Genomic DNA, 14,578 nt, shown 5'->3' with positions numbered 1-14,578 from the left:
TATGTAGCTATTCTGTTTGATTTTTAAGTACAATTTTATAAATTTATACTTTATTATAGGTGTTGTCTAGATTTTTAAAAATGTAAAACATATATAATATCAAAATGATATTAGTTCTTTTCCTGTATGTATTACTTCACCACATGCATTGCATTGATGTATCCATTCGAGAGCACCTTGATAACTTGGTCTGTAAGCACTTTCCATTTGTGCTTTGCATTTTGGACACTCTGGCTCTGATGTGTATTTATAGTACAATTCTCTTTCTATACCTTGTTCAATGGCTTTCTCAATTGAATTGCTATGAATTTTATTAATTAATTGAGCAATGTTTGTAGAATATTTCAGATTTATTTCATCTGCATAAGGTTTTAGGTCATCGTGTAGTGTACTTCTCTTTTTTCCTGAAGTTCCTTGACTGTAATCCTCGACATTATCTGTTACAAAATACAAATTTGTATATTCAAACCCAGAATTTTTAAAGTAATCGTATATACTAAAGAATATAATAGCATCTCCCATGCTATTTTTATTTTTTGTAAATGGTTTTTTACCCTCTAATGCAAAGTCAATTGTGAGATTTTTAATTTCGTTATCCTTTATTGAGATATGCCGAGATGCATGTTTTAATAAATCATCTACAAGATGTACCATTGCTGTATTTCTAGCAATCATATTCATTCTAATATCATAACCAGTTTTTTCTATTAACTTTGAGTATGTAGCTACCTGGGAATTTGGTAAATAATTTGAAAGTGCTTTTGTTTGTCCAATGCTATTTTCAATTGAAGCATTTAATCTTTTCATGACTTCAGGTTGATTTCGATTCCATTCTACTATTATTTGTTTAGGTGTAAATAATAGTATGTCCTTTTCGCGAAATAATTCACTTAACTTCTTAAAGTTGACCATATCTAAATCAACAGTCTTTAAGAAATTAAGCCATACACATGTATCTAATATTAATACTGGTGTTGTAATAGTTTCTCTTGGAGAATTCTCCATTTATATCAGTCCCCTTTTTATTTTGTTAATTAACATATGAACGGTAATCTATGTAATCGAAAGGAAATTAGTATTATATATAAATTATATAGTATATTACATGAAAAAACTGCTATTTCTTAATTAGGAATAGCAGTTTTTTATATAATGAATTCTAATAGAAATTATTCGAATTTTAGTTTAGTGCTATCTAGTTCATTCAGCCACTCACTAATAGCTATAATAATAATCTCTACAATTTCATTATATGGGGGAGCTAATATTTTTGTTTCATTTTTACTATGTCCGCGTGACGACATAGAAATCTTGATGCCCCTTTATTATTTATATATTCATTTAATTCTTCTAAGTCAAGAAAAGATTTAAATGAATATTTCTCTGTAATTTCATCTTTTCTTTCTTTTGCTGAACCCTTTTTATGTCCGTCACGTTGTTGAAATCCCCTAGCATTACGAATAATTTCATATATTTTATAGGCATTAACCAATAAATATAATTCTTCTTCTAACGAAAGTGTTAAAAGTAGAACCGCTTCTCGAACTAAATTATATCTAACTATTAATTCAGTATAATCAGTACGTATAGTATTCTTAATAGGTCGCTTTGCATTTTCCTCTTCAATTTTATTTAATACACTTTCTACAAACGGACAATGTATGCTGTGTGAGCAACCAGCCAGCCCCTTTTATGGATGAGCTGGGAAGGCCATATTTAAAATGTCATCATATTGAATGGCTTTCAAGAGGCGGGTTAGATGTAATTGAAAATTGTTCAGCGGTTTGTAGTAATTGTCATTCTCGCTTGCATGTACTTGATAATGAGAAAGATATAGAGAAATTAAGAAAAATTGCATCAGAATATAATAACTAAAGGGGAGAAATTAAATGTTGCATGTTGTAGGAACAATTTATACAAATAAAGAGTTAAATGAAGAGACAGATTATTCAATTATGGGAGGTATTCGTGTTGCTAATACAACTAATATCATTGTATTAGTTCATGTTCCTAATTCAGTATACGTAGATCGACCAGCTCCTCAAAATTCAACTATATTCTTATATACAGGTCAAGGGCTAGACGGTAATCAAAAAATGGAAAAAGGCAATCTAGCATTAAGAAATTCAGAGCTAATGGAGTAACAAGAAAAGGAAGTTTCAAATTAATATTGTTACCAAGGAGTTTACCGATTAGCTGAAGAAGTGTTTACGGAAGAGCAATACGATCAAAAAGGAAATTTAAGAACTGTATTCATGTTTCCGATTACTGCAATTTAATAACTAATGAGAATGAAGGTTTTTCTATTTTATCAAAGCATGCTGCTCGTAAAAAGCCTTTCATAAAGGGGCATGTTTATCAGTTGAAATATCCACTTAGAATAAGTATTTACGCAAATGAGAGGAACTAAGTCTGAAGATAGAAGTACCTATAAATTTTAAAAGATTTCCTCTTGTGAACCAAGAAGCAAAATATATTTATGATAAAATATAGAAAAAGATGATTAAGAAGGGACAATTAAAGTGAAACCAACAATTTATGATGTTGCGGAAAAAGCAGGTGTATCAATAGCGACTGTATCTAAGGTAATTAATCAAACAGGGCGTATTAGTGAAAAAACAATAAACAAAGTAAATAAAGTAATGGATGAATTAGATTACCAACCAAGTAGTGTGGCAGCAGCGTTAACAGGAAAAAAAACATATACGATTGGGGTACTTGTTCCGGATATCTCAAACTCCTTTTTTGCAGAAGTAGCAAGAGCTTTTGAAAATAGTGCACGAGAATCAGGGTATACACTCATTTTATGTAGTACAGACCATCAAACAAAACGTGAGCATGAATACATTGATTTATTATTTAAAAAGCAAGTAGATGGCATTATTATTGCAACGGAGCTAAATGATTATAAACTAGTTAAAAAAATAGTGAATCGAGATTTGCCGCTTGTTTTATTCACCGTAGATCATCCTTCCATCACAACTCATGTTGTAACAACTGATGATATGAAGGGAGGCTATCTAGCTGGACAGTATTTAACGCAGAAAGGCCATACATCTTTAACGATTATGATGGAGAAGGATAGAAAAAGTAGCTTAGGGAGACTGACTGGTTTCAAACAGGCTCTTACAGATTCAGAGGTTTCGTTAGAAGAGGATGCTATAATTAGTTGCTATTCGACAGTGGAAGATAGTAAACGTGCAAGTAAGGAATTACTTAATTTGCCTAACAGGCCTACAGCTGTTTTTGCTTGTACAGATTTGATTGCTATATGCCTTATGAATGAAGCAAGAAAACAAGGGCTTTCAATTCCAGAAGATTTATCAATTATCGGATTTGATAATACCATCTATGCTGAGATTGCAGATCCAGGGTTAACGACGATTGAACAGCCAATTACACAAATGGCAGCCTGTACGTTTGAACAACTCTTAAAAACGATGGAAATGAAGGCACATGCTAAGCAAAAAATTACAATTATTCCTCAGTTAGTAGAGAGATCCTCAGTAAAGGATATTACATGAAAACTTTTTTAATAGCCCACTTGAATGTAACGAAAAGAAGGTCATCGTAACCATGTACAGTTATGATGACCTTCTTTTTATTTAGAGTTTATACTGAGAATTGCTCTCCACTTTTCGTATTTAAATCCTGTTTCATCTCATTCTTCTTTGGAATAGTAAGGAAATGAGTTAAAAATGCACCAAAGAAGTACAACCCAGCAAAGATCCACATCACGCCGCCTACACCTAATGGACCGATGAAGGCAGTTACTACTAATGGACCAACAAAAGCTGATAATCCTGAACCTAAATTTAAGACAGACATCGCGGCTCCTTTATTTTCAGGAGCTAAAGATGGTACTAAAGCTGTAAGAGGTACATAACCGGCAAGTGTTGCTCCGTAGCAACATGCAACAAATAATATTGCCCAATAATTATGTCCTACCATTTGTGGTACATAATAGAGTGCAAGAGTTACAATTCCGCAACCGACTCCTCCGAACCATTTAATCGTATTTACCCAACCAAACTTGTCTCCAACAATACCAAAAATAATATTAAATACCATATTTACAAAGAATAGAGTACCCCAAATTTGAAGCCATTCAGTCATCGTAAAATTATATTTCATCATATAAGTAGGCAGGAAAACAACAAATCCAAACTGAGCGGCCGAGTTTATAATTTTAACAATACCACCTATACCAACTTTAGGATTTTCAAATGCGATGGTAATGCCTTTTAGTAATTCACTTGATTTGTTAGAGCTTACGGTTTGTGCTTTAAATTTGTCCTTATTTACAACAATTGAGAATAATCCCCCGACGACAACAAAAATTAAGGCGCTCCATAAAGTAGCGATTTCTCCGATTTTAGGAACCATATAGCTAGAATAGAAGGCCCCGATAACACTAAGTCCAAGCTGGAATACGAACCAGAACCAACCAACTGCTCTTGAAAGCATTTGCTGAGGAGTACTGTAAGATACCCAAACTAGGAAAGAATAAGCAAATAAGGGATAACCAAATCCTCGTAGAGCGTAGCAAAGTAATATAACGGGATAATTCATATGTTGAATTCCTATACCGATGAACCCAATGGAGCCTAAAATGAATGATACTAAACCAAACGTCATTACTTTTCTTGGTCCCCACATTTGTACAAATACCCCCGAAAACCAGGAAGAAGCAGATACAGTAATTCCGTAAATAGTAAACAGCAAAGCAGCGTGTTCTAGCGTTAAGCCATTCTCAACGAGATAAGGGGATAACCATCCTTGTTCTAAACCATCCCCAATCATAAAAACAATAATCCCTATGTATCCCCAAGTTAAATTAGAAGGGATACCAATCTTGTCCATAAATGTTTTGTTTGAACTCATTGCGTTCATTCTCCCACCACCGATAATTTTTTGGTTAAGCGCTTAATTCTTTTTGATAAAAAAAGTATACGCTTACATTATGAGGTCGTCAATGAAATTTTTTGACAATTTACAACTTTCTTTCATAGGGTGCAATCTATTTACTTATCGGACACTAAAATAATTGTGAGTATGAAAAGAAAGAAATAACTTATAGATGGGAGTTTACTATTTAAAAGGCTTAATTTCCTTTGTTATATCAGTATTTTAAAAGAGTATTTTTGTAGCTGTTTAGATTATTTGTTTCTTATTATTACTTTGTAGATGCATGGATTACGTTTGTTGAGGAAATTTGAAATTCGGATGAAAAGAAAAGTATTCAAAAAAATAAAAATGTTTTCGATTTAGAATCAAGTGTGTATAATGAAGAAAAATAGGGAAAGCGCTTAACTTAATTTGATACGCTAAACCTTATAGACTTCCATTTTGTTTCTTAAATTTAAATAAAGAGGGAGAAATCATATGAATGTTTTAACGATTGGGATTATTGGTGCTGGACGAATTGGGAAACTGCATGTTGATAATTTGCAGCTTATGCCACAAGTAAAAATTAAAGCGGTTTCAGATGTAGTGATTAGTCATCTAGAAAAGTGGGCTGAGGATAAAGGGATTTCCACTTTGACAACTAGCTATCAGGATTTATTAGCAGATCCAGAAATTGATGCTGTCTTTATATGTTCACCAACAAATACACATGCGCAAATTATTAAAGAAGCGGCTCTTGCGAAAAAACATATTTTCTGCGAAAAGCCAGTTAGTTTCTCAGTAGAAGAAACATTAGATGCATTAGAAGTAGTAAAAGAACAAGGAGTATCTCTTCAAGTAGGTTTTAATCGCCGTTTCGATCCTAACTTCAGAAAAGTCTATGATCTTATTCAACAAGGAGAAGTGGGACACCCACATATTTTAAAAATTACGTCTAGAGATCCACAACCGCCAAGTATAGAATATGTTCGTTCTTCAGGTGGATTGTTTATGGATATGATGATTCATGATTTCGATATGGCTAGGTATGTGATGAATAGTGAAGTTGTTGAAGTATTTGCATATGGAACAACATTAATTGATCCTTCCATTCAGGAAGCAAATGATGTTGATACAGCAATTGTCACATTGAAATTTGCGAATGGAGCATTAGGGGTAATTGATAATAGCCGCCAAGCTGTTTATGGATATGATCAGCGTCTTGAGGTGTTTGGTGAAAAAGGAGCGGTCGCTGCTGATAATTGCTGTCCGACAACAGTACAAGTGTCAAAAACAGAAGGTGTTGTAAAAGATAAGCCACTTTATTTCTTCTTAGAGCGCTATACGCAGGCTTACATTGAAGAAGTAACACAATTTACAAAGTCAATTATAGAAGGACAAGCTGTTATTTGCAGTGGTAATGATGGGTTACAAGCGGAGCGAATTGCGAAGGCCGCGAAAGAATCTTTACTAACAGGAAAACCTGTTCAAATTGAGCATAAACAGCCTGCTTTAAATCAATAAAGAGAGCGCTTACTTCTAAATAGTTAAAGAGTGGTGAATAGTATGGCCATAAAATTTCTGAACCATATCATTTACCTTTACATAAAGCACGGGAGGTAGTAGCAATGAATCCACTTATTTTTAAAGAAGATTGTCCATTAGATCTAATTGCAGTTGGACGTTTATGCGTTGATTTAAATGCCAATGAAACACAACGTCCTATGGAAGAAACAAGAACGTTTACTAAGTATGTGGGGGGATCTCCTGCGAATATCGCAATTGGTGCGGCGCGTCTTGGCTTACAAACAGGATTTATCGGTAAAGTGTCCGATGATCAAATGGGCCGCTTTATTACAGGATACCTAAAGGATAACAATATTAATACAGATCAGATATGTATTGATCGTACTGGTGCAGTGACAGGTTTAGCTTTCACAGAAATTAAAAGCCCTGAAGATTGCAGTATTTTAATGTACCGCGACAATGTCGCCGATTTAAATCTTGATCCAACAGAAGTATCTGAGGACTATATTAAACAATCAAAAGCTCTCTTAATTTCAGGAACAGCTTTAGCGAAAAGTCCTTCTCGCGAGGCGGTATTTTTAGCGCTAGAATATGCGCGTAAGCATGATGTAGTCGTATTTTTTGATGTGGATTACCGCCCTTATACATGGCAGTCAGAAGCTGAAACGGCTGTGTATTACAATCTAGCGGCTGAAAAGTCGGATGTCATTATTGGAACGCGTGAAGAATTCGATATGATGGAAAAACTATTAAACTACGAGGAATCTAATGATCAAGTTACGGCTGAAAGATGGTTTTCTCATCATGCAAAAATCGTTGTAATTAAGCACGGCGGGGATGGGTCAATCGCTTATACGAGAGACGGTCAATCGCACCGCGGCGGTATCTTTAAAACAAAGGTATTAAAGACGTTTGGCGCTGGTGACTCGTATGCTTCTGCGTTTATTTATGGCCTAATGCAAGGGCTTGAAATTCCTCAGGCGATGCGATTAGGTGGTGCTTCTGCTTCCATTGTTATTTCTAAACATAGCTGTTCGGATGCAATGCCAACAAGGGCGGAGATTTCTGCATTCATGGAAATAGCTGAGGAAATTGTATAGAAACATCATAAATGAGTAATCAAGTAAGGGGCGTATCTTATACACGCTTCTACATTAAATAAAAGGGAGAGAATAAATATGACAGTACAAACAGCACAAATTGTAAAAAACTACATTGGCGGCGAATGGGTAGAATCCTCTTCAACGAAGATGGAAGCTGTATATAATCCTGCAACAGGAGAAGTAATCGCCCGGGTACCACTTTCAACAAAATTAGATGTTGAACAAGCTGTACTAGCAGCAAATAAGGCATTCAAATCTTGGTCTAAAACAGCTGTGCCAAAACGTGCTCGTATTCTATTTAAATATCAACAATTACTAGTAGAGAACTGGGAAGAGTTAGCGAAACTTATTACGATTGAAAATGGAAAAAGCTATAACGAAGCTTACGGTGAAGTTCTTCGTGGTATTGAGTGTGTGGAATTTGCTGCAGGTGCTCCTACATTAATGATGGGAAAACAGCTTCCTGATATTGCGACAGGTATTGAGTCTGGTATGTATCGTTACCCAATTGGTGTTATAGGCGGGATTACACCTTTTAACTTCCCTATGATGGTTCCATGCTGGATGTTCCCACTTGCGATTGCTTGCGGTAATACATTTGTGTTAAAACCTTCAGAGCGTACACCACTTCTAGCAGCAAAATTAGTCAAATTAGCTGAAGAAGCAGGCTTACCAAAAGGTGTATTAAATATCGTAAATGGTGCACACGATGTAGTAAACGGTCTTCTTGAACATAAATTAGTGAAGGCAATTTCATTTGTTGGTTCTCAGCCTGTCGCAGAATATGTATACAAAAAAGGAACAGAAAACTTAAAACGTGTTCAAGCATTAGCGGGTGCGAAAAACCATTCCATTGTATTAAATGATGCGAATCTTGAACTAGCAACAAAGCAAATTATTAGTGCTGCATTTGGTTCAGCTGGTGAGCGTTGTATGGCTGCTTCAGTTGTAACAGTAGAAGAAGAAATTGCAGATCAATTAGTTGGAAGACTAGTAGAAGAAGCAAATAAAATTGTGATCGGCAATGGTCTTGATGCAGATGTATTTTTAGGACCAGTTATTCGTGATAATCATAAAGAGCGCACAATTGGTTACATCGATTCAGGTGTAGAACAGGGCGCTACATTAGTTCGTGATGGACGCGAAGATACAGCTGTAAAAGGAGCTGGATACTTCGTTGGCCCAACAATTTTTGACCATGTTACAAAAGAAATGAAAATCTGGCAAGATGAGATTTTTGCTCCTGTTTTATCCATTGTTCGTGTGAAATCATTAGATGAAGCAATTGAAATTGCGAATGAGTCTCGCTTTGCAAATGGAGCTTGTATTTATACAGATAGCGGAGCAAGTGTACGTCAATTCCGTGAAACAATTGAATCAGGTATGTTAGGTGTGAATGTTGGGGTACCAGCACCAATGGCATTCTTCCCGTTCTCTGGTTGGAAAGACTCTTTCTATGGTGACCTTCATGCAAACGGTACGGACGGCGTTGAGTTTTATACTAGAAAGAAAATGCTTACATCTCGCTGGGAAAAGTAATCATTAAGAGAGAAGTAGAATCTCTCTAGTTGCTTGTAAGCGAAAGTAACGGAAGTAGTAAAACATAAGAAGGAAGTATTAGGAGTCTATCAAATTCCTGATACTCCTTTTTCATATGCAGAATGACTGATAGAGATAGAAAGGAGCAAATAAAATGCAAACTGTTAGAATGACGACGGCGCAAGCATTGGTGAAATTTTTGAATCAGCAATACGTAGAGTTTGATGGAGAGCAACAAAAGCTTATTAAGGGTATCTTTACTATTTTTGGCCATGGAAATGTAGTTGGCCTAGGTCAAGCTTTAGAAGAAGACGCAGGGGAATTAGAAGTATATCAAGGAAGAAATGAACAAGGGATGGCAAATGCTGCGATGGCTTTTGCAAAACAAAAACATAGAAAACAAATTATGGCATGTACTTCTTCTGTTGGTCCTGGATCAGCAAATATGATTACCTCTGCTGCAACTGCTTCTGCAAATAATATTCCCGTTTTACTACTTCCAGGTGATGTATTTGCAACGAGACAACCGGATCCTGTTCTTCAACAAATTGAACAAACACATGACTTATCTATTTCTACGAACGATGCTTTTCGAGCGGTAAGTAAGTACTGGGACCGGATAAATCGTCCTGAACAATTGATGACAGCTATGATTCAAGCCATGCGTGTTTTAACGAATCCGGCAGATACAGGAGCTGTAACAATTTGCTTACCACAAGATGTCCAAGGGGAAGCATGGGATTTTCCAACTTACTTCTTCCAAAAGCGTGTTCACCGTATTGAGCGTCGTCTCCCTACAAAAGCCAGTTTAGCGGATGCGGTGGAAATGATTAAGAAAAAGAAAAAGCCAATTATGATTTGTGGTGGTGGTGTAAGGTACGCAGAGGCAGCAGAGGAACTGAAACAGTTTGCTGAAGCATTCCGCATTCCATTTGGAGAAACGCAAGCTGGGAAAAGTGCGATTGAAAGCAGCCATCCATATAATCTTGGCGGCATCGGAGTAACTGGAAATTTAGCAGCCAATACAATTGCAAAGGAAGCGGATCTTGTTATTGGAATCGGGACGAGATTTACTGATTTTACAACGGCATCTAAGCAATTGTTTCAGAATGAAGAGGTTGAGTTTTTAAACATTAACATTTCAGAATTCCATGCGAACAAGCTCGATGCATTAAAGGTTATAGCAGATGCAAAAGAAGCGCTTCTTGCTCTAATTGATGAACTACAAACAATTGATTATCAATCTAGTTATACATCAGAAATTGATGATGCAAAAGAGGCTTGGAAAACAGAATTAGCACGTCTACATAATATTCGCTTTACAAATCAAGATTTTAAACCAGAAGTTGAAGGTCATTTCGATGAGAATTTAAATGAGTATGTAGACGCACTAGGTACACAATTAACACAGACTGCGGTCATTGGACAAATGAATACACTACTTGATGAAGATGCAATCATCGTTGGTGCGGCAGGAAGTCTTCCAGGTGATTTACAAAGAATGTGGGCACCCAGAAAACCAAATACATATCACATGGAGTATGGATACTCTTGTATGGGCTATGAGGTTGCAGGCGCACTTGGTGCAAAGCTAGCTGAACCATCGAAAGAAGTATATGCAATGGTAGGGGATGGCAGTTACCAAATGCTTCATTCTGAGCTCGTAACAAGTCTTCAAGAAAACAAAAAAATTAACGTTTTATTGTTTGATAACTCCGGATTTGGCTGCATTAATAACTTACAAATGGGTAACGGAATGGGGAGCTTTGGAACAGAGTTTCGCTACCGAAACCAGGAAACTCGTAAATTAAACGGGGCTATTATGAAAATAGATTTTGCAGCTAGCGCGGCTGGATATGGCGTAAAAACGTATCATGTTACATCGATAGAACAATTACAGGAAGCGCTTATAGATGCGAAAAAACAAACAGCTTCTACATTGATTGATATTAAAGTATTACCAAAAACAATGACAAATGGATACGATTCATGGTGGCATGTAGGTGTTGCAGAAGTATCTAATAGTCAAAGTGTACAAGCCGCGTATGAGAGTAAAGTAACTAACTTGCAAAAGGCAAGATCTTATTAGATTAGGGCAAAAAGAGAGCATATTATCTACATGCATATTTATAGAAAGCTCTCTTTTTAACGAATAGATAGGAGAATTTAGCGAAACTCTATAACATTTTACAAAGAGGAGAGACAAGGGGATGTTCAAAGAAAACACGATTAAGCTTGGGATTGCACCAATTGCTTGGACAAATGATGATATGCCGGAGCTAGGAGCAGAAAATACGTTTGAACAATGTATTAGTGAGATGGCACTAGCTGGATTTAATGGAAGTGAAGTAGGGAATAAATATCCAAGAAATACAGTTGTATTGAAAAAATCTTTGGAATTACGAAATCTAGAGATTGCTAGCGCATGGTTTAGTGCGTTCTTGACAACGAGGCCACTTGAAGAGACGGTACAAGCATTTATTAAGCATAGAGATTTCTTGCATGATATGGGTGCAAAAGTCATCGTTGTTTCAGAGCAAGGACATAGTATTCAAGGTTTAATGGATGTACCGCTATTTCAAAACAAGCCCGTTTTTACAGAAGAAGAGTGGGATAAGCTTGCAAATGGGTTACATCACCTCGGTAAATTAGCTCAGGAAAAGGGGCTACATATTGTATACCATCATCATATGGGTACGGGTGTTCAAACAACGGCAGAAATTGAAAAGTTAATGGAAATGACGGATCCAGAGCTTGTATCCCTGCTTTTTGATACAGGTCATCTTGTTTTTTCAGGAGAAAAGCCGCTTTATATTTTGAAAAAATATTTACCTCGTATTAAACATGTACATTTAAAAGATATTCGCCAAGAAGTAGTAGATGATGTAAAGGAAAACGAATTAAGCTTCTTACAGGCAGTGAAGAATGGTGCATTTACAGTTCCCGGAGATGGCGTAATTGTATTTGATGAAGTGTTTACTATCCTTGCAAACTCTGATTATAAGGGTTGGTTTGTAGTAGAAGCAGAGCAAGACCCGGCTTTAGCGAATCCTTTTGAATATGCATTAAAAGCCCGGAAATTTATACAAGAGAAAGCAGGTCTTTAATTTCCGCATGGTGAGATTACATAAGGAGTAAAAAGACGAAACGTTTGTTTTCTATTTAATAAATAATATTGAAACAGGTGAATGTGTAATGCCATTAGTGCAAATGAAGGGTATTTTAATTAAGGCAAATGAAGAGAATTATGGGGTCGGGGCTTTTAGTGTCGCTAATATGGAAATGGTAATGGGAGCTATCAAAGCAGCAGAAGAGTTGCGTTCTCCACTTATTCTACAAATTGCGGAAGTTCGTTTGAATCATTCGCCGATTCATCTGATTGGTCCTTTGATGGTTGCTGCGGCGAAAAAAGCGACTGTCCCAGTAGCAGTTCACTTTGATCATGGTATGACGTTTGAAAAGATTAAAGAGACATTAGAAATTGGGTTTAGTTCGGTTATGTTTGATGGCTCTCACTATCCGTTAGAGGAGAATATCCAAAAGACAATAGAAATTGTAGCGCTTGCGAAACAGTACGGAGCGACGGTAGAAGCTGAGATTGGCAGAGTAGGTGGTAGTGAGGACGGATCAGAAGATATTGAAATGTTACTGACAAGCACTACAGAAGCAAAACGATTTGCAGAAGAAACAGACGTTGATGCGTTAGCTGTTGCGATTGGAAATGCGCACGGTATGTACAATGGAGATCCTGATTTACGATTAGACCGCTTGCAGGAGATTAATGAGGTAGTTCGTATTCCTCTCGTATTACATGGTGGTTCTGGCATTAGTCCAGAGGATTTCAAGCAATGTATTCAACATGGTGTTCGTAAAATTAATGTAGCAACAGCGACGTTTCAGAATGTAATTGCTGCGGTTAACACCGCTGCCCTAAATACTCCTTATTCAGATTACTTTACATATCATCAAGATGTAATTGAGGCCGCATACGAAAACGTTAAAAATCATATGCTCATATTCGGAAGTGAAAACAAAGCATAACCAGAAAGGTTTTCTTCATTAATATCAGAAGAAACTCGAAATTTAGTTAGCTGACAAAGATAGAGAATTATAGAGTAGCCATTAATTAAAAGGGGGAGAAAGCCGTGTTAGGAAAATTAGGTGAATTAAATGAAGGGTATAATATATTAACAGAAATGAACGGTCAATGCAGTGATATGTTAATGGATATAGGCATATATAAGATGTCTAATGGAAAAGAAGAGTTGCTATTTGATAATAAGAATGAAACGGCAGTACTTTTACTAGAAGGGGCAATACGTTTAGAGTGGGATGGAATGGAACAAGTTATTCAAAGGCAGTCTGTTTTTGAAGAAAACCCTTGGTGTTTACATGTGGCTAAAAATGTGAAGGTTACAATTACTGCTCTGTCAGATAGTGAAGTGCTTGTTCAAAAAACAGATAATGATCAAGAATTTGCGTCTAAGTTGTATACTCCAAATGAGTGTCAAAGTGTTGTAGCTGGAGATGGAGTATGGGAGGGAACAGCGCAGCGTGTTATTCGGACAATTTTTGACTATAACAATGCAGCATATTCTAATATGGTAGTAGGAGAAGTTATTTCTTATCCAGGGGGATGGTCCAGTTACCCACCACATCATCATGACCAGCCAGAGGTATATTATTATCGCTTTAACAAGCCGCAGGGATTTGGATGTGCAATGGTTGGGGAGGATGCTCATCGCGTCGTACATAATAGCTTTATTACGATTCCAGGTGAGCTAGACCACCCGCAAGCAACTGCGCCTGGATATGCAATGTATTTTTGTTGGATGATTCGACATCTTGAGAATAATCCATGGAATGATCGTATCATGGAGGAAGACCACAAGTGGTTATTAGAACCAAACGCGAAAATTTGGCCAGAAAAGGAATAGACGAAAATAAAGGATCTGGTGCAAAAAAGTATAAAAAAGTAGGAAGTGAATCTTTTAGGATAAAGTTACGAAATTTCTAAGAAGTAGATTTAATTTTTACTTACTAGGAGAGACTATATTGATTCGATAATTATCCATAAAAATAAAAACGAGCACTCCTAATCATAGCGATAGGGTGCTCGTTTTCCTATTTATGCGCAGAAAGGGAAATTCATCTCCTACCTACTAGATAGCAATAGGTAATTTTCAGGTTTGATGAATTCCTCTCACTCTTTATTTTTTTAGCTTGATAGCGATGTGACACTCCCCCTATCAGAATGTTTGCATTAAAGGGTTGACCCATCAACCCGATTTATTATATATTATAAATGTTAGAAAATTCGCTTAATTATAATTAGAACAGAGGAGATGATAAATCTTATATTAGAAATAAAACAGAAAATGCATCCCAATAAGCAGAAAGGACATTACAAATAGAAAAGAAACGAAGGGCTGAATTGATAATAACAGCATATTCCTCTAGTATACATCGACAATCTTTCTCAATCACAAATTCCCTATCAATATAAATTTTACGTAATCTTC

13 protein-coding genes are annotated in these 14,578 nt (G+C 36.2%); 10 read left to right on the top strand and 3 right to left on the bottom strand.

What is annotated here, in order from left to right; genetic code table 11:
- Positions 1-99: 99 nt before the first annotated feature.
- Positions 100-1,005 (bottom strand): PIN domain-containing protein, encoded by a 906-nt coding sequence (locus AC1DKZ_RS26070; protein ID WP_476997377.1) that lies wholly within the window; start codon positions 1,003-1,005, stop codon positions 100-102.
- Between the two features lie 256 nt (positions 1,006-1,261).
- Positions 1,262-1,492, bottom strand: a complete 231-nt coding sequence (locus AC1DKZ_RS26065) for a hypothetical protein (protein WP_476997376.1) — start codon at positions 1,490-1,492, stop codon at positions 1,262-1,264.
- A 200-nt stretch (positions 1,493-1,692) separates the two neighbouring features.
- On the opposite strand from AC1DKZ_RS26065, the gene AC1DKZ_RS26060 reads away from it, so the two are divergent.
- The 3 genes from AC1DKZ_RS26060 to AC1DKZ_RS26050 all read left to right on the top strand — a co-directional run bounded on the left by AC1DKZ_RS26060 (position 1,693) and on the right by AC1DKZ_RS26050 (position 3,524).
- On the top strand, positions 1,693-1,875 hold the full coding sequence (locus tag AC1DKZ_RS26060) for an HNH endonuclease (protein WP_476997398.1): 183 nt from the start codon (positions 1,693-1,695) through the stop codon (positions 1,873-1,875).
- A gap of 14 nt (positions 1,876-1,889) precedes the next feature.
- Positions 1,890-2,144: an SRA domain-containing endonuclease gene (locus AC1DKZ_RS26055; RefSeq protein WP_476997375.1), complete on the top strand. Its 255-nt coding sequence runs from the start codon at positions 1,890-1,892 to the stop codon at positions 2,142-2,144.
- A 378-nt stretch (positions 2,145-2,522) separates the two neighbouring features.
- Complete coding sequence (locus AC1DKZ_RS26050) at positions 2,523-3,524, top strand: LacI family DNA-binding transcriptional regulator (protein WP_476997374.1); 1,002 nt, start codon at positions 2,523-2,525, stop codon at positions 3,522-3,524.
- A gap of 88 nt (positions 3,525-3,612) precedes the next feature.
- On the opposite strand, the gene AC1DKZ_RS26045 is transcribed toward AC1DKZ_RS26050, so the two are convergent.
- Positions 3,613-4,893 carry an MFS transporter gene (locus AC1DKZ_RS26045; RefSeq protein WP_476997373.1) on the bottom strand — a complete coding sequence of 427 codons (1,281 nt, stop codon included), beginning with the start codon at positions 4,891-4,893 and terminating at the stop codon, positions 3,613-3,615.
- Positions 4,894-5,385: 492 nt separating this feature from the next.
- Between AC1DKZ_RS26045 and iolG the strand changes: the two genes are divergently transcribed.
- The 7 genes from iolG (at position 5,386) to AC1DKZ_RS26010 (ending at position 13,993) form a co-directional block, all read left to right on the top strand.
- A complete protein-coding gene (gene iolG / locus AC1DKZ_RS26040) occupies positions 5,386-6,411 on the top strand; it encodes an inositol 2-dehydrogenase (RefSeq protein ID WP_476997372.1) in 1,026 nt (341 codons plus the stop codon).
- A gap of 104 nt (positions 6,412-6,515) precedes the next feature.
- Positions 6,516-7,514, top strand: a complete 999-nt coding sequence (gene iolC, locus AC1DKZ_RS26035; protein WP_476997371.1) for a 5-dehydro-2-deoxygluconokinase — start codon at positions 6,516-6,518, stop codon at positions 7,512-7,514.
- Between the two features lie 78 nt (positions 7,515-7,592).
- A complete protein-coding gene (locus AC1DKZ_RS26030) occupies positions 7,593-9,056 on the top strand; it encodes a CoA-acylating methylmalonate-semialdehyde dehydrogenase (protein WP_476997370.1) in 1,464 nt (487 codons plus the stop codon).
- A 154-nt stretch (positions 9,057-9,210) separates the two neighbouring features.
- Complete coding sequence (iolD, locus tag AC1DKZ_RS26025) at positions 9,211-11,145, top strand: 3D-(3,5/4)-trihydroxycyclohexane-1,2-dione acylhydrolase (decyclizing) (RefSeq protein WP_476997369.1); 1,935 nt, start codon at positions 9,211-9,213, stop codon at positions 11,143-11,145.
- A 121-nt stretch (positions 11,146-11,266) separates the two neighbouring features.
- Complete coding sequence (gene iolE, locus AC1DKZ_RS26020; RefSeq protein WP_476997368.1) at positions 11,267-12,163, top strand: myo-inosose-2 dehydratase; 897 nt, start codon at positions 11,267-11,269, stop codon at positions 12,161-12,163.
- Between the two features lie 88 nt (positions 12,164-12,251).
- Positions 12,252-13,097, top strand: coding sequence for a class II fructose-bisphosphate aldolase (locus AC1DKZ_RS26015; RefSeq protein ID WP_476997367.1), 846 nt, complete (start codon positions 12,252-12,254; stop codon positions 13,095-13,097).
- 104 nt (positions 13,098-13,201) lie between these two features.
- Positions 13,202-13,993 carry a 5-deoxy-glucuronate isomerase gene (locus tag AC1DKZ_RS26010; protein ID WP_476997366.1) on the top strand — a complete coding sequence of 264 codons (792 nt, stop codon included), beginning with the start codon at positions 13,202-13,204 and terminating at the stop codon, positions 13,991-13,993.
- Positions 13,994-14,578 lie beyond the last annotated feature (585 nt).

It is taken from the genome of Bacillus sp. 05T21 (assembly GCF_056396785.1).
Note: the sequence above shows the minus strand (reverse complement) of the source record. Positions and strands in the feature narration are given on the sequence as shown.